General features: G+C 41.6%; 26 protein-coding genes and 1 tRNA gene. 8 read left to right on the plus strand and 19 right to left on the minus strand.

Going from position 1 to position 25,257, the window contains the following annotated elements:
- Position 1: 1 nt before the first annotated feature.
- The 3 genes from LVQ96_05345 to LVQ96_05355 form a co-directional block, all read right to left on the minus strand.
- A complete protein-coding gene (locus LVQ96_05345; GenBank protein MCW6170577.1) occupies positions 2 to 913 on the minus strand; it encodes a hypothetical protein in 912 nt (303 codons plus the stop codon).
- A 203-nt stretch (positions 914 to 1,116) separates the two neighbouring features.
- Entirely contained in the window at positions 1,117 to 2,241 is a 1,125-nt protein-coding gene (locus LVQ96_05350) for an ATP-binding protein (GenBank protein ID MCW6170578.1), read from the minus strand.
- A 160-nt stretch (positions 2,242 to 2,401) separates the two neighbouring features.
- The gene (locus LVQ96_05355; GenBank protein ID MCW6170579.1) at positions 2,402 to 3,400 is read right to left on the minus strand and encodes a hypothetical protein; all 999 of its coding nucleotides are present in this window, start codon (positions 3,398 to 3,400) and stop codon (positions 2,402 to 2,404) included.
- 161 nt (positions 3,401 to 3,561) lie between these two features.
- On the opposite strand from LVQ96_05355, the gene LVQ96_05360 reads away from it, so the two are divergent.
- Positions 3,562 to 4,371 carry a dienelactone hydrolase family protein gene (locus LVQ96_05360; GenBank protein MCW6170580.1) on the plus strand — a complete coding sequence of 270 codons (810 nt, stop codon included), beginning with the start codon at positions 3,562 to 3,564 and terminating at the stop codon, positions 4,369 to 4,371.
- A 122-nt stretch (positions 4,372 to 4,493) separates the two neighbouring features.
- Here the strand turns inward: LVQ96_05360 and rdgB are convergent, their stop codons facing one another.
- The 8 genes from rdgB to LVQ96_05400 all read right to left on the minus strand — a co-directional run bounded on the left by rdgB (position 4,494) and on the right by LVQ96_05400 (position 11,112).
- Complete coding sequence (rdgB, locus tag LVQ96_05365) at positions 4,494 to 5,048, minus strand: RdgB/HAM1 family non-canonical purine NTP pyrophosphatase (protein MCW6170581.1); 555 nt, start codon at positions 5,046 to 5,048, stop codon at positions 4,494 to 4,496.
- Positions 5,045 to 6,646 (minus strand): bifunctional N(6)-L-threonylcarbamoyladenine synthase/serine/threonine protein kinase, encoded by a 1,602-nt coding sequence (locus tag LVQ96_05370; GenBank protein MCW6170582.1) that lies wholly within the window; start codon positions 6,644 to 6,646, stop codon positions 5,045 to 5,047. Before LVQ96_05370 ends, rdgB begins: the two co-directional genes overlap by 4 nt.
- 165 nt (positions 6,647 to 6,811) lie before the next feature.
- Positions 6,812 to 7,354: a hypothetical protein gene (locus LVQ96_05375; GenBank protein MCW6170583.1), complete on the minus strand. Its 543-nt coding sequence runs from the start codon at positions 7,352 to 7,354 to the stop codon at positions 6,812 to 6,814.
- Positions 7,355 to 7,478: 124 nt separating this feature from the next.
- A complete protein-coding gene (locus LVQ96_05380; protein MCW6170584.1) occupies positions 7,479 to 7,943 on the minus strand; it encodes a hypothetical protein in 465 nt (154 codons plus the stop codon).
- Positions 7,940 to 8,884, minus strand: a complete 945-nt coding sequence (locus tag LVQ96_05385) for a hypothetical protein (GenBank protein MCW6170585.1) — start codon at positions 8,882 to 8,884, stop codon at positions 7,940 to 7,942. Before LVQ96_05385 ends, LVQ96_05380 begins: the two co-directional genes overlap by 4 nt.
- Positions 8,865 to 9,725 (minus strand): ABC transporter ATP-binding protein, encoded by an 861-nt coding sequence (locus LVQ96_05390; protein MCW6170586.1) that lies wholly within the window; start codon positions 9,723 to 9,725, stop codon positions 8,865 to 8,867. Before LVQ96_05390 ends, LVQ96_05385 begins: the two co-directional genes overlap by 20 nt.
- Positions 9,725 to 10,252, minus strand: coding sequence for a hypothetical protein (locus LVQ96_05395; protein ID MCW6170587.1), 528 nt, complete (start codon positions 10,250 to 10,252; stop codon positions 9,725 to 9,727). Before LVQ96_05395 ends, LVQ96_05390 begins: the two co-directional genes overlap by 1 nt.
- Positions 10,253 to 10,296: 44 nt before the next feature.
- Positions 10,297 to 11,112, minus strand: a complete 816-nt coding sequence (locus LVQ96_05400; protein ID MCW6170588.1) for a hypothetical protein — start codon at positions 11,110 to 11,112, stop codon at positions 10,297 to 10,299.
- A 503-nt stretch (positions 11,113 to 11,615) separates the two neighbouring features.
- On the opposite strand from LVQ96_05400, the gene LVQ96_05405 reads away from it, so the two are divergent.
- Positions 11,616 to 12,032 (plus strand): 30S ribosomal protein S6e, encoded by a 417-nt coding sequence (locus tag LVQ96_05405; protein MCW6170589.1) that lies wholly within the window; start codon positions 11,616 to 11,618, stop codon positions 12,030 to 12,032.
- A 1-nt stretch (position 12,033) separates the two neighbouring features.
- Positions 12,034 to 13,260, plus strand: a complete 1,227-nt coding sequence (gene eif2g, locus LVQ96_05410; protein MCW6170590.1) for a translation initiation factor IF-2 subunit gamma — start codon at positions 12,034 to 12,036, stop codon at positions 13,258 to 13,260.
- Here eif2g and LVQ96_05415 read toward each other — a convergent pair.
- A complete protein-coding gene (locus tag LVQ96_05415) occupies positions 13,244 to 13,972 on the minus strand; it encodes an endonuclease III domain-containing protein (GenBank protein ID MCW6170591.1) in 729 nt (242 codons plus the stop codon). The two genes, eif2g and LVQ96_05415, sit on opposite strands and share 17 nt — an antisense overlap.
- Positions 13,973 to 14,028: 56 nt before the next feature.
- On the opposite strand from LVQ96_05415, the gene LVQ96_05420 reads away from it, so the two are divergent.
- The 4 genes from LVQ96_05420 to LVQ96_05435 all read left to right on the plus strand — a co-directional run bounded on the left by LVQ96_05420 (position 14,029) and on the right by LVQ96_05435 (position 17,468).
- A complete protein-coding gene (locus LVQ96_05420) occupies positions 14,029 to 15,321 on the plus strand; it encodes an FAD-dependent oxidoreductase (protein MCW6170592.1) in 1,293 nt (430 codons plus the stop codon).
- Between the two features lie 143 nt (positions 15,322 to 15,464).
- The gene (locus LVQ96_05425) at positions 15,465 to 15,596 is read left to right on the plus strand and encodes a 4Fe-4S dicluster domain-containing protein (GenBank protein ID MCW6170593.1); all 132 of its coding nucleotides are present in this window, start codon (positions 15,465 to 15,467) and stop codon (positions 15,594 to 15,596) included.
- Positions 15,597 to 15,600: 4 nt separating this feature from the next.
- Positions 15,601 to 16,395, plus strand: a complete 795-nt coding sequence (locus tag LVQ96_05430) for an electron transfer flavoprotein subunit beta/FixA family protein (GenBank protein MCW6170594.1) — start codon at positions 15,601 to 15,603, stop codon at positions 16,393 to 16,395.
- Positions 16,396 to 16,397: 2 nt separating this feature from the next.
- A complete protein-coding gene (locus LVQ96_05435; protein ID MCW6170595.1) occupies positions 16,398 to 17,468 on the plus strand; it encodes an electron transfer flavoprotein subunit alpha/FixB family protein in 1,071 nt (356 codons plus the stop codon).
- Positions 17,469 to 17,507: 39 nt separating this feature from the next.
- On the opposite strand, the gene LVQ96_05440 is transcribed toward LVQ96_05435, so the two are convergent.
- The 4 genes from LVQ96_05440 to LVQ96_05455 all read right to left on the minus strand — a co-directional run bounded on the left by LVQ96_05440 (position 17,508) and on the right by LVQ96_05455 (position 22,074).
- The gene (locus LVQ96_05440; GenBank protein ID MCW6170596.1) at positions 17,508 to 19,508 is read right to left on the minus strand and encodes a threonine--tRNA ligase; all 2,001 of its coding nucleotides are present in this window, start codon (positions 19,506 to 19,508) and stop codon (positions 17,508 to 17,510) included.
- Positions 19,509 to 19,595: 87 nt separating this feature from the next.
- Positions 19,596 to 21,104 carry a histidine ammonia-lyase gene (hutH, locus tag LVQ96_05445; GenBank protein ID MCW6170597.1) on the minus strand — a complete coding sequence of 503 codons (1,509 nt, stop codon included), beginning with the start codon at positions 21,102 to 21,104 and terminating at the stop codon, positions 19,596 to 19,598.
- A 201-nt stretch (positions 21,105 to 21,305) separates the two neighbouring features.
- Entirely contained in the window at positions 21,306 to 21,683 is a 378-nt protein-coding gene (locus LVQ96_05450; GenBank protein ID MCW6170598.1) for a DUF302 domain-containing protein, read from the minus strand.
- 55 nt (positions 21,684 to 21,738) lie between these two features.
- Complete coding sequence (locus LVQ96_05455; GenBank protein ID MCW6170599.1) at positions 21,739 to 22,074, minus strand: carboxymuconolactone decarboxylase family protein; 336 nt, start codon at positions 22,072 to 22,074, stop codon at positions 21,739 to 21,741.
- Between the two features lie 156 nt (positions 22,075 to 22,230).
- On the opposite strand from LVQ96_05455, the gene LVQ96_05460 reads away from it, so the two are divergent.
- Entirely contained in the window at positions 22,231 to 23,331 is a 1,101-nt protein-coding gene (locus LVQ96_05460) for a site-specific DNA-methyltransferase (GenBank protein ID MCW6170600.1), read from the plus strand.
- A 51-nt stretch (positions 23,332 to 23,382) separates the two neighbouring features.
- Here the strand turns inward: LVQ96_05460 and LVQ96_05465 are convergent.
- The 3 genes from LVQ96_05465 to LVQ96_05475 all read right to left on the minus strand — a co-directional run bounded on the left by LVQ96_05465 (position 23,383) and on the right by LVQ96_05475 (position 25,187).
- Positions 23,383 to 23,457, minus strand: a tRNA-Gly gene (locus LVQ96_05465).
- A gap of 71 nt (positions 23,458 to 23,528) precedes the next feature.
- Positions 23,529 to 24,209: a hypothetical protein gene (locus tag LVQ96_05470; GenBank protein MCW6170601.1), complete on the minus strand. Its 681-nt coding sequence runs from the start codon at positions 24,207 to 24,209 to the stop codon at positions 23,529 to 23,531.
- A 312-nt stretch (positions 24,210 to 24,521) separates the two neighbouring features.
- Positions 24,522 to 25,187, minus strand: coding sequence for a triose-phosphate isomerase (locus LVQ96_05475; GenBank protein ID MCW6170602.1), 666 nt, complete (start codon positions 25,185 to 25,187; stop codon positions 24,522 to 24,524).
- Between the last annotated feature and the right edge of the window lie 70 nt (positions 25,188 to 25,257).

A 25,257-nucleotide genomic window follows, 5' to 3' on the forward strand; every position in this document is an offset into this window, starting at 1 on the left:
GTCATTGACTTCCGGGTGCTATTTTTGGGTACAAATCTTGAAAATAAAGAACATATGATTCATAATTCCCGATACCAAAATTCAGTACCAAGTTTACAGTGCTGTTCGTGTGGGACATGGTTTTTATCAGGCTTTTGTTGCTAAGTGCGTTTGAGATATTGTAAATAGATGAGATGAGCGTTTTGTTTGTGGAATGAACATAAAGCTCTGTGGTATTCTCAAATACGTTTATTGAGAGAGGGGTAATTTTAGCCTTACTCAGGTTAATATAAATTGAAATGTTTGCGTTGGGATTGATATAAGATTTTGCACCGGTGGCGAAATTTTTACCCTTTTCATGAGCATTGACAGATTGTTCTACGGAATATAAACTGCCGACAGTTATTATATTACTGGAATCTTGGGATACAAAAATTTTCCTATCAGATAAAATCGTAGTAACGTTTAACTCGGAGATATTAACCAGGCCGATCGAAAAGATACTGGATGGGGTTATATTATACAATTTGTTCAGATAAGATTCGTTAAGCGAAACATAGTAAATCGCATACCCGTTATACTTTGTATAAAATGTAACATTGATTATGCTCTCTGTAGAATTTAATCCTTTATTAGCCGTAGTATTGTTTGAAAGCGAATTATTGGCACTAGAAGGCTGGATTTTGTTCATCAAGGCGTCAATGCTCGTGCCTATAACGATTCCAGTACTGTTAGAGTAATTTCCTGGTGTAGCAAACACGTACATAGGTGTACCATTAACGTTACTAAACACCACGGCCTGAGAGTTTGCAGGTACAAAAGATGCCAATGAAGGTGCGGTAGGGGAAAGATCAGCGACCACGTAATACGCAAGCGGGGCCACAACCCCTATTGTAACAACAATGGTCAGGATCACTTTCAATGTAGATTTCATTTATTGTATATTTAATACAATGATTTAAGCTCTGTGAAAAATGATTCACAATGAATGAGCATCGGGTTAGAAACTAAGACGATGTGGCGTAAAGATTTTTTTTGCCGACTCTTAAATCCAAGAGTACATCTAGAATTAGTAAGGCTAGTCTGTGGAGGAATAGCATTGTTCAGACGAGATGTGAGGAACGCCCTGGCTGGTATTCAGTGCTCCCTCAATGCAAGAATAGCGTGCCTCATCAATGGATCGGTCAGGCCATATACATTTTCCTTCTTGAATATGAATCCGTAATCCAATAATTTATTCAGTAGTTTCGTGAAAGTCTTGTCATCTATGTTCTTCCCCGTTGACACTATTAGGTAGTTTTTAATGTCGATCCAGTGATTTATGCCCTGTGATATTGAAAAAAGGATTGCAAGATAACGTTCTCGCGAACGTTCGATCACATGTTCAAGCTCGGTCATCATTAATCTTGAAGCATCGTTGATAACCTTAGACTTCGCATAATTCGGATTGTGCTTCAACACGCACCTGTAGAACCCATACATGGTTAGCCAGCCGGGATTCCCTCCAAGTGTATCGGCTGCATTTTCCAGTTCAGACCCTGTCGGGACGGCATCAAACTGCTCAAAACCTTTTATAAGAAAGTTACTACTTTTCTCTCTGTCGAATCCCTCAAGGAACAACTGGACTGCTATTCTTCCGAATAACGGCTTTTCTGGATTATCAAGATCCAGGAATCGTTCCAGGACACCTACCTCACTTCCTGTCAAGATTATAGTTATGTTTTTGAAACGATCTACAAATGAGGCAAAAAGTACATCAAAACGTGTGTTTGAGAATCTCAGATACTGGGCCTCATCAATTGCAATTACAAACCTTTCCTCCTTTTTCTCCGCATACGAGTTTATCTCATAGAGGAGATCGGAAAGTTTCGGTGGATTTTTTGGATCGAGGTTGATTTCAAGACCATGAAAACTTATTCCCTTTATCCTTGAAGCTATGCCGGATAGAAGCAGCTTAAATTTCTTTGTTCTGCTCGCTTTTCGTCTGAATTCGTTCAGCAGTAGGTTAAGTATGTCGGTTTCGTATATCAAAGACTTTTTTTTGTAAAGTTCTCTGGCGTCTATTATTATGAATGGGGCGTCGGATTCATTTAGCGCCACGTTCAGCAAACTGGTTTTGCCCATCCTCCTTTGTCCATATATAATTATGAGAGGTGTAGTATTAAGGGCATTTTCTATCGTGTCGAGTTCCTTTTCTCGATCATAAAACTCATCAACATTTACCTTGACTCGGGAGCTGAAGTAACTATGCTTTACTGGCATCGCATACCAGTTACTGGCATCTGATACCAGTTATTAAACATACCGCAATAACGAAACCACAGAAATTCGAAAATCGATTGAGAAAAATGCTTATAAATCATAATCCAAACCAGCCGAAAATATGCAATGCTTAGGTTGTTAGATTATCACAGGAATAAATTTAGGTCTCGGTACCTGAATTAGAGAGTTTCTCAAGATACGATATTCTTTTCTTGGTAATTTTTTCAATTCTCTTCGAATATGAGTTATACTGCTTTTCAGATAATGGTCTCAGCAGGATTGCCATCACATTCTGTTTTTTCACAACAGATATAATATCCTCTGTGTGTCCATAATTTTCTGCGACAAATCTGTCTTCGCGCCTCTGGAAGTAGATTACGAGAGCTTGTAAAACTAAAATAGACATGGCCAATAGAACAACGGCAGCTGCCAATGCCGCTACGAGGTAGTTCTGCTGAACAGCAGTAAGGCGCATGCGAGATACTTCTGCCATCAAAAAGAACGCATCGAAAATCGAAATGAAATAACCTGATATTACATAGATTAATTTTTTCCCATAGTTGCTCTTTTTCCGGAAAAGTGCCATCGCCATGAGTGCTGCCATTTCGGAATCGGATAACTTGTCTTCAGCACCCCTTGCTACTACGATCTTAAATTCGGTGCCTGTTGTTGCATACGCTAATCTATTACCTCGAATACTGTTACTTACGTACACCTCGGGGACGTATTCTTCTTTGCTCGACACTGCGTTCCTCAACTGCGATGTGTACTTTTCGCTAAATTCAAAATTACTTATATCAGGCGGCCGCTCTTCTCTAAACTTAAGATAAATAGGAAGGAAAAGGAATAAACAGTCTATCGGAATCAAAAGGAGAAATGACAACAAGGAATACTTTGAAGACATTATGAAAACAGCAGAAACAACTATTACACTAGAAAGAGCATAGTTCCAAGTAATCATTTTTCTAGAGGTTATTTTCGGCAAAACTGAAAAAAGACCACGCGAAAATATAAAGGTACCAATAATTGCAGCAACAAATGAAATTATCAACCCAAGCGTCAGTGACAACCTTCCGGATAGGACGATCTGTGGAATAACCCCGATCGTTGCAATAAAAATGACAAGACCCAGTAATTTATTGACCTTATCCCACTTCATGATACCGGAAGCTTCATAAAATAGGTATATAAAAGGTTAACTTCATAAACCAACAAGCAACGTCCATTTTCAGAGCTCCGACATAAACGCGAATCAAATATTCATACTCCAAAAATCTAAAAATGTTTTTATGCCTGTATTCGAGTATTGTTCTGATTAACATGGTAAATATAAAAGAAGAAAACACAACTTATAAAACATTTGATAACACAGAAGTGAAATCGTTCATAGCCAGACCGGACGATGAACAAAAGCATCCTGCGATCCTCGTCATACAGGAGATTTGGGGATTGACGGATTTTATAAAGAGCGTTGCTTCACGTCTTACCAGAGAAGGCTTTGTTGCAATGGCACCACATCTCTATTCCAGACCCGGTCAGAACGAGTTATTCACACCGGAAAACATAATGGACGCCATGAGGCCCATGTGGTCTCTTCCTCCGGAGAAACGTGGAGACCAAAAAGCGATTCAGGAACTGCTTTCCAGATCAACAGAAACAACGAGAAGAGTAGTTAATGACCTGATGTTTAACAGAAAGTCGTTAGAGGAAGCAATGGTTAAGGATCTAATAGAAGGATACAAGTTTATCAGAGGTAAACCTTTCAGCGATGACAAAACTGGGGTAATAGGATTCTGCATGGGTGGAGGCCTCGCGTTTCAAATATCTACAATTGTGCCATTTCAAGCAAGCATGATTTATTACGGTGCAAATCCCAAAAACATTGACGACCTTGGGAATCTTAGCGGACCTGTTTTTGGGGTTTATGCGGGTGATGACAGTTCGATCAATGCTGGACTTCCAGACCTGATAAAAGGCATGTTAAAACACAAAAAGGACCTGGAATTGAAGATATACCCAAACACGAAACATGCATTCTTCAATGACACCGGTATGGCATACGATGAAAATGCTTCAAAGGATGTTTGGCCACGGACTCTTCGGTTCTTCAAGCAAAATCTGGGTGAGTGAAATGCCGGACAATGAAAAAGGCATACTCGACGTATGCTTCCTCACATGGGTCTCAATAACAGAAATGAAAAATAAAAAAGGCGAACCTGAGGACGACAAGCATTAACCTTAGCATTCAAGGATCATTTAGGCAGCCCGTTTGTTCTCAAGAATTCGATGAATTTGTTTAATGCTATAGATCTGTGGGATATTTCATTTTTTTCTTCAACGGTCATTTCAGCAAGCGTGAGATCCTTACCGTTCGGAATGAATATGGGATCGTAGCCGAATCCGTTCTTCCCTCTCTCTACCATCGAAATTTCTCCTTCAAGTTTTCCAGAAAATTGAAAGAAGCTTCTGCCATCCCAGTATGTGAGGACTGTGAGGAATACTGCAGAGCGCTCGTCACCGAGAAGCTTCAGCACAAGTGGATTGCCAAGCTTCTTTGCTACGTATGATGAATATGGTCCTGGAAAGCCGTTTAGGGAGCTTATGTAGAGCCCCGTATCCTCAAGGAAAAACGGTTTACCCCTGAAGCTTGAAAGCTTCTTTGCACTGTCAAGCGAAATCTCTTCCGTGGTGTCTGCCTGTATCTCTTCGTATTTCATCCTGACCCATGTAATGCCCAGGTTACATTCGTCCATCCTCGCCTTGATCTCCACAAATTTGTGCCTATTACTTGAAATGAATTCTATCATACGTATCTCCTGCGCTTTTCCAGATTATCCATTTCCTGCATTACGAGCCCAAATTCTGAATTTCTCCTCGAGTATCCATCAACAAACGAACGAAACAACGTTTCCGGATCCTTTGAAATAACACGTAACGATTCCATGAAAAGGTACAGATCTACCGCAAGCTCATCGAGAGTTGAGCTCGTGCTACCCATGCTTGCGTCAATCAGGTAAGGTACACCGTTTTTAACAATTATATTTGATGTTGTGAGGTCCCCATGCGTAATACTTTTAGAATGCATTATGCCAATGGATTCCCCCAGTTTCTCTATAACCGAGGTAGCTTTATTTTCGCTCTTCTCAAGATAACTTGACAATTTCTCTCCATCAATTCTTTCATAAAGAGTGTAGAATTTTGAAAAATCAATATCGTATACAATCGGAACAGGTATTCCAAGTTCGTTCATCTTGTATATCAGGGTAGCTTCCCTCTTTATTCTCTCTTTCCTTATGGATATGTCAAGCATAGAATCCCGGTAATTTTTCCTTATTCTGGTTTTTCTCAAAGCGTTCCTGCCTAGAAAGCTACATTCCTGAATAATACTTTCTGCGCCCTCGTCAACTTTGCTGTCAATAGGTGAGTCAATGATCCACGGAACATCCACTGCGTCTATCCTGAATCTTTGATCAACTGTGGCAGTCTCAACTGTATCTGACCGACCATACTGAAACATCAGCATCCCTGCCTGAGCTATCATTGCTCCGTTATCCATACAATACTCATCGTCGGTGAGGAATGATTTTATATTGAGTTCCTTTCCCAAGGTTGATATCATTTCCCTGAGCCTCTTATTTCGTGCAACACCACCGGCAATGAGTATCTCTTTTTTAGAGACCTGATGGATACCTCTTTCAAGGACTTCCATAATCATGGAAAATGCAGTCTCCTGTATCGAATAAGCTACGTCTTCTTTTCTTTCACCATTCTTCAGAAGCTGTTTGCTTGCCGTGTATATGCCCGAGAATGAAAAGTCCATACCCTTGATGGAATATGGGAGATTCAGAAGCTTGTTGCCGTTCAATGAAAGTTTCTCTATCACTGGACCTCCAGGGAATTCGTATCCAAGATCACGACCTATCTTGTCGAGCAGATTACCTATGCCCATATCCATAGTCTCGCCCATTACCCTGTACCTACCGTTAATATGTGCGATGATCTGGGTGTTACCGCCAGAAGCGTAAAGCATTATAGGATCCTTTGCTCCAGTAAGTTTGCGCCCGATCTCCACATGCCCAAGTGGGTGATTCACGCCTATGATTGGTTTACCAGTCTTAATAGAAATTGCTCTAGCTGCAGTTGCTGCAACCCGCAGACATGGACCTAGTCCAGGACCTTTCGAATATGAAACCAGATCGATGTCGCTCAGTTTGATCCCAGCCTTGTCTAGAGCGGAGTTTATCACCTCGCCTACATGATCTGCATGGTGAACAGCAGCTTCTCTTGGATGGATACCCCCGTTGAGACTTTTATAGGTATCTGATGAATTTCCGAGAATTTTGTATTCGTCGACAATTCCGCATCCGATTGTGTGAGCAGTGCCCTCTATTCCTAGAGATATCATCCATACCTTATTCGCGTCTATTATTTTACCGTTGATCTAGATTTTACACTGACACAAACCCGAAGCAATGTGGCAAACAAGACCGTTCTTTTCAGAGTGTTCATTTTAGAGTGAATAGGTAGCTTATATCTTGGCATAATAAAAGTAAGATAATCAACACGGTTATCACGTGTTTAGATAGAGTGAATTATTTGCCACGCTTAGAATCTGGTAGGCCGAATTATTAGCATTTTGTATGCTTTTAGCCATCACGTTGTTTATTACAATGCTGTAATTACCATAAGGCGCAGGAAAATAATCATACTTGTAAATGTCGAATGATGGAGAGGAAGTAAAATTACTGTACGATGCGTTGAGTACCGTTTCATTCCATGTTACACTGTCAAACATATGGTTGTTAGAAAGGTAGTAATGGATTATGGTAAAGCTACAACTGTTAGAGGTATTGTTTGAGGTCCCGTTACCGTCATATGCAAGAACAAGCCCGTATATTCCATGAGTATCATTGAACGTAAATTTCGTTAAGGAGTTTGTTGAGTTGGTTTTTGCTGCAAAATCAAAAATCACTTTTTCACCAGAGGCTGTTTTATCTATTTTGTAATTCACGTCTACCAGAATGCCAAGATGTGAATGATCCATGTCGTAATAATAATTGTAAGTGATGCCGGCTAATGAAACAATCAAAGCAATAACCACAATTACAGACAAAAGTTTTGGAAAATTTTTAATGCGAGATTTAATCTAGATCACCTTTTCCACCGTATTGATTTTCTTCGGAAACAATCTACTTACGCAAAGAGTACTTTCCACGCAAAATGAAAAGAGATCATTATTATGTGCTTGTGTATACAACGTACACCTCAAACTTAAAGTTGGAATTCTTATGTGCTGACCAAAATATAGCATAGTACTTTCCTGGTTTAAAATTAAAAGATGTGAATGAACTATAAACTGATGTTTGACCTTTTTGGACAGTGTTATTGCTCGATTCAATCGTTTCACCTTTGCTCGATATGATAGCAGAGTAATTCGTACAAAAATTTCCTTCAGAGATGCCGGTTAGAGAACTAACGTTTTTAGTGACCATAAAAGAAACGTTGGCGTGAAAGGAGTCGGACGATGACAAAGATATGTTAACGGAAAATATCTTAACGTTTGGGTATCCTGGAGGCGGTGGGTACTTTACTGGACCCGTGTTCGTGGGTTTATGGATATTCAATGATGCGTAAACAAAAACCACTACAACTATAACCACAACGATAATCATAATTGTTCGGTCTTTTTTGGTAATTTTCATCTCTTAAACCTCCCATATATCATTATGAAAGAGAGTAGCAAAACTGCCATGATCAGCATAGCTATAATTGTATAATGCAAACTCGTCACAGGGAATATTATCTTCATTGGCCCTTGAATATTATTCTGGCTTATTACTTCTCCAAGTCTAGCTTCAGACACAGAAAAAATTCCATTGAGACTAACAAAGTTAGCTATAGAACCAAACATATTTGGAGGATAAATTAGCGAAATAGCACCATACAGCTTTATCATGCTGGTAGAGCCTGAAAGAGAGGTGAAATATGATGCTGCAGCGTCAACTATTAGAAAGAATCCTATGGCAATTACCACCGATATTGTTCTACTTGAAGAAACCATGGAAATTGTAAATCCCCATAAAACAATAATCAACGATACGAGTATGAAAAATGTCAACTCTATGTATAGATCGACCGGAGAAATGAACATTCGCTTCACTATGATTTCCCCCACGCCTGGAAAATTCCTGTACGGATATATCGTAGAAGGGGACAAAACATAAGTCGTAAGACCATGATTCATCACCAAATATGTGAGAAACGTGACTACAAAAGACCAGATTGCAAGAACAACAACCAAAAAAAACTGCCACAATAGTTTTCCGAGTATCATCCTACTTTTATTTCTTCTGAATATAGCCATCATACCCCAAGTGCCTGTTTCCACCTCTTCAGAAATAGACAAAGATGGCATTATAAGAAAGACAAGAAAGAGTATAGATAAGCTATTTTGAATAAGCGGAGCCATTATGTATTGTGGAAGGAATCCTAACAAACCGTCATCATGAAGCTGCATGTAAGATATCACTGCAGTAAGGATACTGACGATTACAAATATACCCAAGAATACGGGAGATCTGAAGCTTGTTTTCGCCTCTTTACGTATTGTTGATAGTATTGGACTATTTTCCAGAGAGTTCATGATTGTAAACGTCCTCCAAGGTTTGCATTCTGACGGATTTAATTTTCAATCCGTGACTTACAAGATCGTTAATTATTTTATCAGCGGGATTATCTGAGACAATTTTTACTATTGGATGTTCGCTTAGGTCGTAGGTGTAATTCTGCGACTTAAGTACGTTCTCGATTTCTAATGGATCAGAGGCAAACTCGATAACATATGTATTAAAGCCTCGATCCTTCAAAATACTCTTAATTCGGCCATTCTCCAAAATTATAATCTGATCAAAGACCTTTTCCAGCTTATCGAAATTATGAGAACTTATGATGAAGGAATATCCTTTGTTTTTAAGTTCTGAAATAGTTTTTAAGATCTCTCGTGAGTATCCCAAGTCCAATCCTTCAAATGGTTCATCCATGAAAAAAATATCTGCGCCAGAAGAAAGTGCCATTGCAATATTAAGCTTCTTTTTCATGCCCTTTGAAAAATCTCTCGCAATAGAATTATTATCGGACAAGCCAACCATAGTTAACAGTTTGCTGTAATCATTAGTACCACCGGACATCTTAGAGTAAAATTCAATGTTTTCCTTTGCTGTAAGATAGCCGTAAACACACGCATTTTCTGGCACATATGCGATTTTTCCATTAATTGTCACGCTACCGGAATTCTTTTTGATGATTCCAAGCGTGCTCTTCAAGAGTGTGGTTTTACCAGCTCCGTTTGGACCAATAAGAGCAATGCACTTTCCCTTAGGTAGAACGTAAGATGCATCGTTTAGCACATTCTTCTTATCGATTAGACCGTAAATCTTACTGAGGCCTTTGACAACAATAGCGTTATCTGCTATAGCGTCAGACATTACGGACTACTCACCCCAGGTATGTTTATGAATGAAATATCTCCATTTGCCGTGACCCTAAAGGTAGTATTAGATGTGAATTTCATAAGCGCGAACCCTCCTTTTGTTGAACCTCCAAGAGCCGAGGGGATCATGTGGTAATAACCTGGATTCGAGACAACATTTAGGTGGAGTATATCAACTGGGTGGGAGCTCGAGATATTGAACGAGACATTTTCGTAAATATCGGAATAACTGGAATTCAAGGCACTCCTTAACGCTGAAATGGTAGTGCCATTGTATATATACAGCCAAAAATCACTGAAATCAAAGTAGGTAAGAAAATTCTTAGAATCTATCTTCGCGGAAACTCGAATACAAACTTCATGAGGAGAACTACTATTGTTTATAAAGGGAGATATCAAGACAGGTATATTATAATCCGAATGCTGACTCCTGTAATTTTCATAATAAGCAACAGATGCAAAGATTGCTATCGCAACTATTGCAATCGCTATTATAATTTTTTTTGTGTCTTTAGGATTCATTTCAAATTTCCGTGTTAATCTAAAGTAAAAACCGTTATATATAATTATGGCGTATAAGTCCAGGTACCACTGTCTACTGTAGCCTTATAGTTATTCCCCCAAAAACCAGTTTGGGCAAATAGGCCAGAAATGTAATAGCTAACTGCGTATTGATTTATTCCGTAATCTGATGTTGGTATAGTTGTAGCTGCAGAACCATTAAAACTAGCAGCATCCCTGGCACTGGATGGTTCATTGTCCGAAAATAGCCACTCAGCGTTACTTTGTGTCATCGAATTAGGTTCTTCCAAGAACATTGGAACCTTATATGTGTATATAACTGAATATCCCCCAGATATTGTTGCACCACAGAGCGTATCACCGAAGGAAAAGCTCTGCCCAACACTGACAGTCGTTGATGTACCTGATTGAATATCGTTACCTGGTTGAAAACCAGGTATTTGCCAATTAGTACTTGTGAACTCGGTCTCGCCTATATGTGGATTATAGTAACACCCTCCTGGGCTACGTAGCGCGATCTCTCCAGTCCATTTTCCAGAGGACTGTTCCTCGCCTGCAAGAAAATACCCATTCTTTGAAGTGACATAATCATAAGCAAGATATATCAAATGCCCTCCAGAAGTTTTGTAAGCATAAATGGCATCGTAGACGTAGCCCCATTCTCCTTTCACTTCACATGAGTAATGCCCTATGAGATGCGTTCCTGAGCTCAACGTTACAGCGGGTGAAAAAGAGGCATACGGACTGGCTAGCACATCTGCAGAGGCATTATTTGACTGGTTGATTTCACTAGCCAAAAATATATATGACACAAAAACAACCAATAATGCTATACCTAATGCGACAATTTTTTTGCCCATAAAAAGAAAATAGGTTGATATATATATATATATATCGGTCATTTGACTATTATATCTATACGGAAAAATATAAATATGGTTTTCTTACAAATGTACCACCTCAAAAGTTACTGAGTACAGAGAAGTAGTGGTTGCATATCAGATCGTTTGAGAGAAAGAATCGAATTTAGGTAGATCATTGGAAATGCAGGGTACATGTTAATAGGCAATGACCAACGTGATATTTTAAATTCGATTGAACAACTGAGCAAAATAACCTGCAAATCAACACTCAAATTTAGATCAAAATAGCATATTATGATTAAAACACACGAACTAGAATCGTATGTATTATGCACGGTCTTCTGAGCTTGCCAAATTATAAAAGTATAATAATTTACTAAGAAATTGTAGAATTGGCAAAGTGTGTGAAAATGAGGTATAAGTACGACTCATTCGTGAACATAATTATAAATGACCTCTCTATATGGGAGGAGTCTAATATCGACAACAGGTGAGAATAAATGGGAACATCAATTGCGATAATCGCTGATCCAAAAAACGGGAAAACATACAAGAAAGAGGTATCTCAGGAGAACTTGAACTCTCTTTCAGGAAGAAAGGCCGGAGACGAAATAGATGGCATATTCTTTGACCTTCCGGGATACAAACTTAAGATTACTGGAGGGACAACGAATGATGGTTTTCCGATCAGATCCGATCTGCAAACATCTGGAAGAAAGAGAATTCTCGTCTCATATACAAAGGGGAAGAAGGGAAAAAATGGTTACAGGAAACGAATCACGCTTCGAGGCGCTATCATCGGACCAGACATTTCGCAGCTAAATTTAAAAGTGCTGCAATACGGCCCTGCACCTCTTGAACCACCAGCAGAATCTGCTGAAAACTCGGAGAATAAAGAAGAGGAAAAGAAGGAGTGAAATGACCTCTCTTCCGCAGCCACTATTGAATATCGGCATGGTAGGCCATGTTGATCATGGCAAGAGTACACTTACGAAAGCCCTCACAGGAATAAAGACCGACATTCATTCCGAAGAAATCAAGAGAGGCATATCCATAAAGTTAGGATATGCCGATACGCCCATATACAAGTGCAGAAATGAGAATGGGGAATTCTATTCACGGGAAAAATCTGGAGACGACTATGAACTTGTGAAAGTTGTCTCTTTCGTTGATGCGCCGGGACATGAAACACTTATGGCGACGATGCTGTCTGGTGCCGCTATAATGAATGGTGCACTTTTAGTTATTGCAGCTAACGAGAAATGCCCACAACCACAGACAAGGGAACATTTGACTGCCCTTGAGATCATGGGCATAGAACATATCATTATAGTTCAAAACAAGATTGATCTGGTTACAAAAGAAAGAGCTCTTGAAAGCTATAACGAGATCAAAAATTTTGTGCGCGGAACAATCGTGGAATCAGCCCCTATCATTCCGGTGAGTGCATACCATAATACAAATATCGATACACTGCTTGAAGCTATTGCAACGATCATACCCCAACCATCGTACAACGTGAACTCTCCGGCAAAAATGTATGTTGCGAGATCTTTTGATGTTAATAAGCCGGGTGCTGCCCCGAAAGCTCTTGTTGGCGGAGTTATAGGAGGATCGATTGTTGACGGCATGCTCAAGGTTGATGAGCAAATAGAGATTGTTCCTGGAATGCAGCTGGCCAAAGGTGGCCGACAGATATGGGAAAATATCATAACAGATATTACCTCCCTGAGATGTGGAAAAGGCGAATATGATTCCCTGAAACCTGGCGGTCTTGCCGCCGTTGGAACCAAACTGGATCCATATCTTACTAAGGGAGATTCACTTACAGGAAGAATCGCTGGGCATCCGGGAAAAGTTCCAAAGATCGCGTTTGAAGTAACCATAGATGCACATATCCTTTCGAGAGTCGTAGGATTTCAGGAAGAACTCCCGATTGAACCGATAAAGAACAAAGAAAACCTCATGCTTACAGTCGGTACAGCAAATACTGTAGGAGTTGTGACAAACGTAAAAGACGAAAATGTAGAAATAAGCCTAAAATACCCAACGGCTCCTTTTGAAAACGAAAGGATTGCAATAGGAAGAAGGATTGCGAACAGATGGAGATTAATTGGCTACGGAAACGTCATAAGAGTTCCGTGAAGTGTGCTTTCCCGTAGTCGCAGCGCCCCCTGACAGGACATTCCTTGCAGATTGGTGTTTTTTTACAGTAATCCTTTGCCAAATACACTAGGGCCCCGTGAAAATTCTTTAAAGTTTTGACATCGTTTCCTATATCAACCATAACGTGACTTTTAACTGACTGTATGGTTGGAGTACTCTCGATACCTGTCCTTATGGAAATCCTTAGAGTATATTTGTCCACAACAAAATGAGGCCTTTCAAATACGTAGAGCAGAATTGAATCAAGAGTTTCCTGCCCAACACCTACCACCGATGAGAAAAAATCTATAAGCTCCGAATCTGAAAGATCATCCATCTTGTCAAGTCCCCCGAATTCGGAAACAATTCTTTTTGAAAGTTCATGGAGTCTCTTCGCCTTCTGATTGTAGAAACCGGAACTTCGTATAGCTTGAGAGAGCTTCTCCAGGGGGAGTGAAGCGATTGCAGTTAGGCTACATTTCCCAATACTTTTCAATTGATCAATGGATTTTTTAACATTATTCCAGGACGTGTTCTGCGTGAGTATAGTACCAATGACTATCTCGTCCCTGGTCTCAGCCGGCCACCAACCCGTGTCACCGTATCTCTTCTCGAGCTCCCTGTAAAGGATACGATAATTCATTTTATTTTCTTTCTGGATTCCGTGCCTATTTGGATTTCTTTGTTTTGCTGTCTGTTGCCTCGATGCCAATGATATCCTCCCTATATTATGCAACATGCTTATAAGATTTAGATCGATTACCAGTAATGAGCGAATTTGATGTTATCGTTGTTGGTGCAGGACCTGCTGGATCATCTGCGGCAATAAAGCTCGCTTCAGAGAAAATGAATGTTTTGCTGGTGGATCGCGCGGACCCGCCTGGATCGAAGAATATCTCGGGAGGCGTACTTTGGGGAAATGATCTCGAAAATATATTACCGGGTTGGAATAAAATGGCTCCGGTTGAGAGATACATAACCTCTAAAGGCGTTGGATTCCTAACCAAAGATTCAAGTATCGACGTAAATATAAAATCGAGGAAATTTTTGCAGGGCATTACAGGATACAGCGTTCTTCGGGTCAAATTCGATCAGTTCCTTGCAAAGAGGGCTGAAAGTGCAGGCGCAATGCTTGTTTCTGGCGTCACCGTTGAAAACCTTGCATTCAAGGATGGTAAAGTAATTGGGGTCGTCCAGGAGGGCGATACGATAACTGCGGACACAGTTATATTGGCTGAAGGCGCTAACCCGAGAGTGGCAATTGATTCAGGAGCCAGAAGACCGATAGCCGATCAGGATGTCGCCATAGGCATAAAAGAGGTAGTTAAGCTTCCCGAAGCAACGATTAATGAGAGGTTTGGACTCACAAGTAAAGAAGGATTTGCGGGTGAGTACGCTCTGGGATTCCTGGAAGACGGTGTTGAGGCTGGAGGATTCCTTTATACAAACCGAGAGAGCATATCTCTTGGGGTTGTTATTAACATGGGTCACCTTAGGGCTGACGACAAAACGTATTCATTCGACATTATGGATCAATTCACCGAACATCCCTCGATTGCTTCCCTGATTCAGAATGGAAAACTTTCCGAATACAGTGCACATCTTGTTGTTGAAGGAGGGTATAATTCCTTTCCCAAACAATACGGAAACGGTTACATGATCGTTGGTGACGCGGCCGGGTTGAGTTTCAGCAACGGATTGATGATACAGGGAATGAATTATGCGATCGCGTCCGGAATCCTTGCGGCGGAAACTGCCATTGAGGCAAAGAAATCCTCAGACTTCTCGGAAAAATCATTTTCTCGGTATAAAGACAAAATGATGGAATCTTTCGTAGCGAAAGATGCGTATAACTTCAAAGGTATAGAGGAAGTTACCTGGGGAAAACTGGCACATAAGATCATGCCATCGCTGATGGAGGATGTCCTTGTGAATATGTTTCTCACAGATAGCACGCCAAAGAAGCATCTGACAGAACTTATCAGGAAAGCCATGAAGGAAAATAATGTTAAAAGTTCTGATTTGCTAATGGAAGGGTATAAAATGATCAGGAGGATGTAAACTTGAAAGTAGAAGAAAAATTGTCTTTGTTAAATTACAAAACCGATCCGGAATATGCGCATATTACGATAAAGCCGCCTATCTGTGCAGTCTGTCCGGATCATTTTTGTACATTTGCCTGTCCGGCGAAATGCTATACGCTTTTGAACGGTAAGCTAAATTTCAAGTATGAAGACTGCGTCGAGTGCGGGACCTGCTTTGTCGCATGTGCGCACGATAGCGTTACATGGACTAACCCGAAAGGCGCTCACGGGGTAAAATACAAATTTGGGTGATTCTATGGCTCTTGAATTGGTTGTAATAACAAAAATAGTTCCGGATGGAAGTGAGGTCTTTATCGATCCTGTTAACCTCACGTTGAACAGATCGCTCGCAACGAATGTGCTAAATCCTGCCGACGAGAACGCGCTTGAGCTTGCGCTTCAGGTAAAGGCAAGATATGGTGGGAGAATCACGGTACTGTCTATGACACCTCCATTCGCTATACCGTATCTTGAGGAGTGCGTCGGTAGAGGTGCCGACAGGGCAATCCTGTTAAGTGATAAGGCGGTTGCTGGATCGGATACTTATCCAACTAGCCTTGCGATTGCAGCCGGAATCAGGCATATCGGTAAAGTGGACATTGTTTTCGCGGGTGAAAAGACCTCGGATTCGAGCACAGGCCACGTCGGGCCAGGAGTTGCTGAATTTCTTGATGCTGAACTCGCCTCTTATGTAAGTTCCGTTGAATACGATGACGGTTACGTTATAGCTACAAGGGAGTTTGAGGAAGGAACTGAAGTTGTAAAGATACCTACACCTGCAGTTGTAACGGTTCTAACCAACTCAAATAATCCAAGGAAAGCGTCGCTCAGAAGGAAAATTGACGCGATAAGGCAGGGAGTAATAGTGTGGGATCTAAAGGAAGTTGGTCTCCCGCCATATGCCGTCGGCCTGAGAAATTCTCCAACCATCGTTAAGAGGATGATTCCTTTCCCGAGAAGGGACAGGAAAGCAGAGAAGATAACGATAGAAAACATAGGAAAACTTGTGGACGTTTTTGAGCAGAATAAACTGATAAAAGGCGGTGAGTGAAGATGGTTGAACTGGTTAAGGCAACACCCCCCGAAGACATTTCTCAATGGAAGGACGTAATGGTTTACTGTGAAACTTTCCAAAATAAGCTTACAAGGGCTGCTCAGGAAATGATTGGCCGTGGGAGATCGATGGCCGATAAAACAAAGACCAAATTGATTGGAGTAGTTATTGGAAGCGACATAAGTGATACTGCAAAAGAAGCGGGTTATTATGGATGTGACCGAGTGATTGCTTTTCAATCAAGTGCTTTTGATATGTATAAGTCCCGGCCATTTACGGATAACCTCACAGCGGCGGTGAAAGAGGCAAAGCCAAATATCCTTATAGTTCCGGGAACACACAATGGTCGTGACCTGGCTGCCAGGACAGCAATAAGGGTCCAGAGTGGTCTGACTGCGGACTGCATGGAGATAGATGTTGAAGAGGAGACAGGTATACTTATAGCAAGGAGGCCGGATTATGGCGACAGCACCATGTCAGAGATTAGGTGTGAAAAGCACAGGCCGCAGATGGCAACCTCACGCCCTGGCACATTCGAGGTTCCCCCGAGGGATGATAAAAGAAAATTCAAGGTTGATCTCAGAGAAGTAAAGGTTAAAAAGGGCCAGATCAAGGAGGAGATACTCTCGTTCAAACCTCGTAGCGGAGAAGATATATCGACAGCGAAGATCGTTGTGGCAGGCGGCCTTGGAATGGGCAAGCCTGAAGGCCTCAGGCTCGTGGAAGAACTTGCCAATGAACTCGGAGGGGTTGTTGGCGTTTCCAGGCCCATTGCCGATATTGGATGGATCTCCAGGAGCCACCAGGTTGGACAAACGGGCATTACTGTGAGACCAAATCTGTACATTGCTGCAGGCATATCTGGAAAGCCACAGCACACAGTAGGAATGGCAAACAGCAAACTGATCGTATCGATTAATACGGACCCTGATGCTGAAATGAACAAAAACGCAGACTATGTGATTGTCGACGACTTATACAACGTGATTCCGGCACTCATAGAAGAGATCAAAAAAAGAAAAGGTGCTGAGAACATAGAAGTAACCCAGAAGAAAAAGAAGAAGGCGTAAGCTTTCCTTCATTATTTTAAGCGGGGGAATTATTTAATATCATATAGTTTGAACGGGGTTCTTTTCATTGATCTCTTTTAGAACCGCACTAATAAATCCGCTCACGGGCATAACTTTCTGTTCGCCTTTGCGATTCCTCACGGAAATAGTGTTTTCCTTCTCTTCCCTTTCGCCTACAACGAGTATATAAGAAGGCCTCATTGATCTGATCATCTTCAGTTTCTTGTTGAGCGTTTCCGATCCGAGATCAATCTTTGCCCTTATCCCTTCCTTGGAAAGTTCGGATGCAACATTCCTGGCATAAGAATCGAACTTCTCGCTAACTGGAACAACGTAAGCTTGAAGAGGACTCAACCACGTAGGAAACTTGCCAGCAAAATGTTCTATCAGGATCGCCATGAAACGTTCGTACGACCCATATATGGCTCTATGAACGATCACGGGCTTCTCCTGTATACCGTCCTGGTTAACATAAAACAAACCGAAATTTATTGGCATAAAGAAGTCTATCTGTATTGTCGCCACCTGCCACAGCCGCCCAAGAGCGTCCTTTATGTGAATGTCTATCTTTGGCCCGTAGAACGCTGCCTCGCCAATCTTTTCTCCGTAGACAATTCCTTCATCGTTTAATGCCTCCTTGAGCTGATCGGTAGCTTGATCCCAGTGAGTGAAATCCGGCTTGAAATCCTTGCCGCCGCAATTTGGGCATGAAAGCTCCTCGGAAAGAGAAGCTTTTCTTGCCTCAATCTTTGTTCCACAGCTAGAGCAAATATAAGAGATCAGGAAATCATCAGGTTTCTCCTTGTCTATGATGCTCAGATCATAGTTCATGTCAATTTTTCCAAATATCGTGCTGTAGACTATGCTCACCATTCTGAGTATCGATTTTACTTCCTGTAAAACCTGGTCAAGTCTCAGAAATGCGTGTCCGTCATCCTGCGTGAACATCCTCGGCCGCGTCAGTCCACCAACTTCTCCGGATTTTTCATACCTGTATACGGTAGCCTGTTCACTGTATCTCACGGGCATTTCCCTGTAACTCTTTGGGCTTCTCTGGAATATTATTATGTGCCCAGGGCAGTTCATGGGTTTGATACCGTAAGAATCACCATCATCGAGCGTGAATACGAACATGTTCGATCTGTATTTGGCATAATGCCCGGATCTTTTCCAGAGTATGTCCCGGTATACATGCGGAGTCGCTACCTCCTCCCAACCAAATTCTGAATTGAGACCCTTCATGAAAGTCATGAGCTCGTTTCTCACTATAACCCCATTAGGGGGGTAGAATGGAAAGCCCAGGGCAACGTCGGTGTCGAACGTGAAAAGATCCATTTCTTTGCCAATTTTCCTGTGATCCCTTTTTGCAGCTTCTTCCCTGTTCTGAAGAAACGCCTTCAGGTCCTTCTCCTTCGTAAAAACCGTGCCGTATATCCTTACAAGCCTGGTCTCCTTCTCGTCACCTTTATAATTGGTACTCGCGACGTTAAGGAGCCTGAAGTACTTTATGTACCCGGTAGAAGGAACATGTGGACCCAGACAGAAATCTCCAAAGTTACCCTGGATATAAACGGTCGATTTTGAACCCGCTGGAACATTCGCAATGACTTTGTCGATCTTGTAGCGGTTTCCAGAGAAACGGGAGATCAGCTCTTCCCTTGTCATCTCTTTTCTGATTATCGGGTAATTTGCATCAGAGAGCTTGTGCATCCTCCCTTCTATCCTTGCAAGATCCTCTTCTGTCGGCGGAGGCATCTCTATGTCATAGTAAAAGCCATCATCAGTTGCAGGGCCTGCATTCAACTTAGCATCTGGATAGAGTTCCATAACTGCCTGCGCAAGAAGATGGGCGGCAGAATGCCTCAGTATTTTAAGGCCATCCGGAGATTCAAGGAATACTGGTTCAATTGTCTCGTCTCCTGCAGCAACTGCGCTTAGATCTCGAGCCGTTCCATTTACAAGCACCGCAATAGCGCCTTTTACACCATTCTTCTTTAATAGATCTCCGAAAGACTCACCTGCGACAAAGGAAATTTTCATATTAAGCCAACTGGCATTTAATGCACCAATTTATTTTTTTGTCCTTATCCGCGGGATCTTTCAACATTGTGAAAGATCCTGTGAGTGTCATTGACCTTCTTTTTCTTCCCGTAACGGTGTGAGTTTTCTGGATTCTATAAGATCGATTATCTTGTTGATATCATTGTAGCTTGGCCTGTCACCTGTCAATTTAGGAACTTCCGAACGAATGACCTCCTTTACTGCCTGGACTTTCGGAGCTATGGGAAGATCAAGGAATTCCGTACCCTGCGACCCTAGGAGAAACTCTATGGCGATAATCCTCTCCAGGTTTTTGTTCACCTGTATCAGCTTTAATGCGGAATTCATGCCCATGCTCACATGATCCTCCTGGTTCGCAGATGTGGGAATACTATCTGCTGATGAAGGATAAGATAAAACTTTGTTCATATTGCAAAGAGACGCTGCAACGTACTGAGGGATCATGTATCCTGAGTTATATCCGCTATTCTCAACAAGAAACGGCGGGAGGCCACTTAAGTTGGAATCCACCATTCTCGCTATTCTGCGTTCAATGATATTCCCGAGATCCGTGAGCGCGATGGACACAAAATCGCAGCCAAAGGCTACCGGCTCTCCGTGAAAATTACCTACGGAAACGTAGTCGTCCCCTTTTATGAGTGGGTTATCGGTAACCGAATTTATCTCATCCTGCACAACGGTATTAACATAATTCAGTGTGTCAAGCACAGCGCCATAGACCTGGGGAATACACCTCAGGGAATAGGCGTCCTGTATTTTCGTTTTTGAAGAAGCCATAACATTTTCACTGCCGGATATTATATTCCTGAATTGAGCTGCAATCGCCTTCTGCCCGTTATGCCTCCTTGTTTCAACCGCCCATGCCGTGAACGCCTTGTCCGTGCCCCTGAGAGCTTCGAAACTTAATGCGGCAGAATTAAGGGAGGTATGCAATAGCTGGAAGCTCTTTGCCAGTTCCAGTGAGAGTATTGCGCTTATTGCAGTTGTACCGTTTATGAACGCCACGCCCTCTTTCTCTGCAAAACTATATGGCGGTATACCTTCACGCTCAAAAACTTCAATTGATGGTCTGATTGTGCCGTTGTCATAAACTTCGCCTTCGCCCATCATTGCAAGGGCTATGTGTGCGAGAGGTGCCAAGTCACCGCTCGCGCCAACTGATCCGAACTGTGGAACAACGGGCAGGATTTTCTTGTTAAGCATCTTGATTAGAAGTGTTATCAGCTCCTTCCTTACGCCAGAGTAACCAATACTCAGAGAATTGGCGCGAATGAGCATCATTGCTCTTACGTATTCAGACTCCAGTCGATCTCCTACACCAGCTGAATGGCTTCTTATGAGATTTGCCTGCAGATCTTTCTCGTTCTCCCTTGGAATCTTTACATTAAGGAGGCTTCCAAAACCGGTGTTTACTCCATACACCATTTTTCCCGATTGAATTAGATCCATCAGCGACTTATGTGATCGTTCAATATTTTCCTCCGCAGTCGGAGAGAGTGAAACCTTTTCAAAACCTTTGGCAACGGATACTGTTTTTTCAATTGTCAGCGAAGAGCCATCAATGGTAACTGTCATGATCTGGAAATACCTGATTTATTTATAAAGAAGTTAGGTTGTTGATGTTAGCCTTATTAGTACCACTCTAAAATGAAGGTTGTAAAGATTCTCCTGAATGGTGTTCTATGGCCTCATTTCCAAAGACTTGATCTGATACATAGTATCAGAGAAAAAATGAGGGAAATCATAGAACCAACTACCGCTAAGGAACGAGCTAGCTCAAATCTTGTTTATGATTGATATAAGTTCTTCTTCATACTTCTTTGCTACCGATTCATCTGCACCCAGGTAGTCTTTTGACTGCTGCGATACACGAGCCATCATAATTTTTGTTCCTGACTGATCCTCAGAAAGAACAATCTTGCAAGGGAGGAAGAGTCCGTATTCACTGTTAATTCCAACCATTTCTTTAGCTGCTGATGGTTTGCAAACCTCAAGTATGTAATATGGAGGAAAAGTCTCTGAAAAACTCTTCTTGAGTATCTCCTGCATGTCAACATATGAAAGCAAAACGAATCCATCCTCTTTCAGAGAAGAGGATATTTTTGCAAAGCATTTGTCTGCCGATAGTTCAACTTTCCGTTCAAATTTGTACATTTGATATCGCCAACTGAGTAATCGATAGATCTTCAAGCAAGATAAATATTGTTTTTCATTTCCCAAAAGATTCAATCGCATCTTTGAGAATCTGCATGTGCATCAATGCTGGTGCTCCCGCCATGAGAACCGCTACAAACGATGCCTCAATTATCTCTTCTTCCGTGGCTCCGCTGTCTAGGGCCATTTTCACATGGTAGGTTATGCACCATTCACAGGTACTTGCTAGTGACAGGGCAATTGCAATAAGTTCCTTTGTCTTATTGTCCAAATTCCCTGCAGACATTACCGTTTTGTTGAAATTTTGAAAGGACTCAAAAGTAGCGGGAGCTTTCTCACCTGTATACCCCATCGTATCCATTACTTGCCTTAATAATTCTGCCGAAGACATTCTAATTCATCACTTCATATATGGCGAGGATATAGCCTTGGTGATAGGTGCAATAGAACACAAAACTTTCAACAGTCCGGAATAAAAACATATTCTCATGACCCTTATGTTGCTGCTCATGTTTAAATTCGTAGAAAATCTGCAGGTTTATCATTTATGCAACGTACGAATATCGCGACAATGTTGGGAAAGATAACAAAGGGAAATGCTGTTGACATTCTCTCAAGGTTTCCGGATAATTCAGTGGACCTAATTTTTGCGGATCCACCATATAACCTGCAGTTAGAGGACGAACTGTGGAGACCAAACCAGACGCGCGTAAATGCAGTAAACGACAGTTGGGATAAATTTGGAAGTTTTGAGGAGTACGATGACTTTACTATCAAGTGGCTGACTGAATGCAAGAGGATTCTTAAGGACTCTGGAGGCATCTGGGTCATAGGCACATACCACAATATTTTCAGACTCGGAAAGGTGATCCAGGACCTTGGTTTCTGGATAATAAACGACGTGGTCTGGATTAAGACGAATCCTATGCCAAATTTCAAGGGAACGAGATTCACAAATGCACATGAAACCCTGATTTTTTCGGTGAAAAATAAACACTCAAAATACACGTTTCATTACAAATCCATGAAAGCCTATAACGATGATCTTCAAATGCGAAGCGACTGGACGATCCCGATATGCAGCGGAAGAGAAAGACTAAGAATTGACGGTGAACGAGCTCATTCAACACAAAAGCCTGAAGAACTCATGAGACGGGTAATTCTTTCAACATCCAATCCAGGCGACGTAATTCTGGATCCGTTCATGGGAAGCGGAACTACAGGTGTAGTTGCAAAGATGCTTGGAAGAAAATTCATTGGCATAGAAATGGAAGAAAAGTATATCTCAGTGGCCATGGATCGCATATCCAAAACGGTGCCTGTCGCAGATGAATATCTCTCTTATCCCCTGGAAGTCAGGAAACCGAGGATCCCTTTTGGTGACCTTGTCGCTTCGGGGTTGATTAGGGATGGCGAGACCTTATACTCAGAATCGAGGGAATTTCAGGCTACGGTGCTAGCAAATGGAACTGTGGTTTCCGGAAATATTCAAGGATCTATACATTCAGTCAGTGCTAGGGTCCTTGGAAAGCCTGCATACAATGGATGGAAGTTCTGGTACGTCCTCAGAGATCAAAATATGGTAAGCATAGATGACCTGAGAAACGAAATAATAAAAAAGTGCTGCACGGAATATAAGGAGCGTTGAGCAATTCTCCGGAAAAAAAGAAGCATAGTATCAATCGAGGAGTTTTTAGTATGCAGGTGCCGGGATTTGGACCCGGGTCGAAAGCTTGGAAGGCTTCCGTGCTAGGCCAGACTACACTACACCTGCCTTCACATCCGAATGCCCAAAGTGGATAATTTATTTTCGATCGCACAGTATTCGTGCAATCATTTCATCGATCAAAAGTCCATGGAAAAATCGATAGGTGTTGATTGATTAACGCCATGATTTTCCCAGTACATTCTGAAGTTATAATCCGTGTTGACGCTACCGGCAAATGTGAAAACGATCTTGTGAACAGAAACCTGGGTAAAACTTTCGCCCGTCCAGGTGGTACTACTAGTTGGTCTATATTGGAGGCCGATTATAGTGATGTTGTTCCTGTAAATGAAGCTTAAGTTGTACGTTGAATTCCCAATCAGGGTGGATGGGACAGTGAACACGTTTCCGCTCGAGATGGAGACAGAAGTCCAACTATTTGTGTGAACAGGTGCACCCTGCATACCCGTCAACTCGGGAGCGGAAACGGAGTGGATTGGCACGTTCAGAACAACAATCCAGAATAAAAGCCAGCTAAAAACATAAATGGCACCATTCAGAAATTTATGGGATGTTTTCGCTGATGTTTTAACATGCAGGAATCTTAGTATTTTTCCAAGAAACACCAGAAACAGCAGCATTATGAGCACTGCAACGTACCAGTAACCTGCAAGTTGCAAATATCCAGCCGCTGCTCCTGTTCCAGCACCTATGAAGAAAACAAATATTATACCCTTAGCTCTCTGCATTTCTGACTGTAAGTACTCTTTTTCGTCAAACTTTGGCTCTTCGAATAATGGTTGTTCACCTGGCTTTGGCATTATGATCTTCCTTTGTGCTATTTATCATGAATTTGAATTCATGAGTAAATACTTTATTCTTGACTGCAGGTTAATACGTAACTTCTTTTTCCTTTTTTTGCTGAAGCATTATTCACAGATCACGGAATCTGAACTTCAGGAAAGAGAGGCCATCACGATTCAATGTTGTCTTTTCCTTTTTCCTCACACTGATTGAGGAAGAGAGACATACAAGGAATTACACGCAATATTACCTATTTTACGCATGTCCCCTAACAGATTGGGCGTTATCTAGGAGGCATTAATAAGGTTTCGCTAGGAAATCTTAAGGCCTCAAGAGTCAGCACCAATCAGGGATTTTAAGGCCTCTACTGGAGAGTTGGAAAGAACTATGCCTGATGCAATTAAAACACCACCGGCTCCCAATTCAAGAGAATCGTTGTAATCCTTATGATTCTTTATACCCGCCCCCACAAGAATCATGGATCGGCTTCCGTTGTATTCATTAACCACGTCCCTAATGACACTTGGATTTGCAGTAGACACGGAAATATTGCCTCCAATTAATTCCGGTGGTTCATAAGCCACGAAGTCTGTTTCAAGTTTCTTAAAATCCAGTGCCTCTGAGTAACTTTCACAGCACAAGACAGTCTCGAGTCCAGCATCTCGTGCAAAAAGGACACTAGATTCAATTTTATCCCTTAGAACACGCCTTTCTGAATGATTCAAGAGAGAACCTTTGATTCCAAAATCCATTAATATCTGGGGGCTTATTTGGGCGGTATATGGTCCATAATTGACTGGATCTACGTGCTGTGCGTAGAATTCCATCTCCGGAAATTGTCCAGCGAGTCTTATATCGATAGGATGAAGAGCAAATATAAGGCGGATATCGTAAGAATCAACAAACGGAATGAATTTCATCAGGAACCTTTCAGATTCAGGTCCAGATGAAACTCTATAGTGTTTCAGATTCACTATGACCACAGGTTTTGGCATGGATGGGTATAGAACACACAATTATGATTTTTGCTGAATGCGAGATATCAGACTTACCAGCGATAGGCTT

This window comes from Thermoplasmatales archaeon (genome assembly GCA_026127925.1).
Lineage (GTDB): Archaea > Thermoplasmatota > Thermoplasmata > Thermoplasmatales > Thermoplasmataceae > JAKAYB01.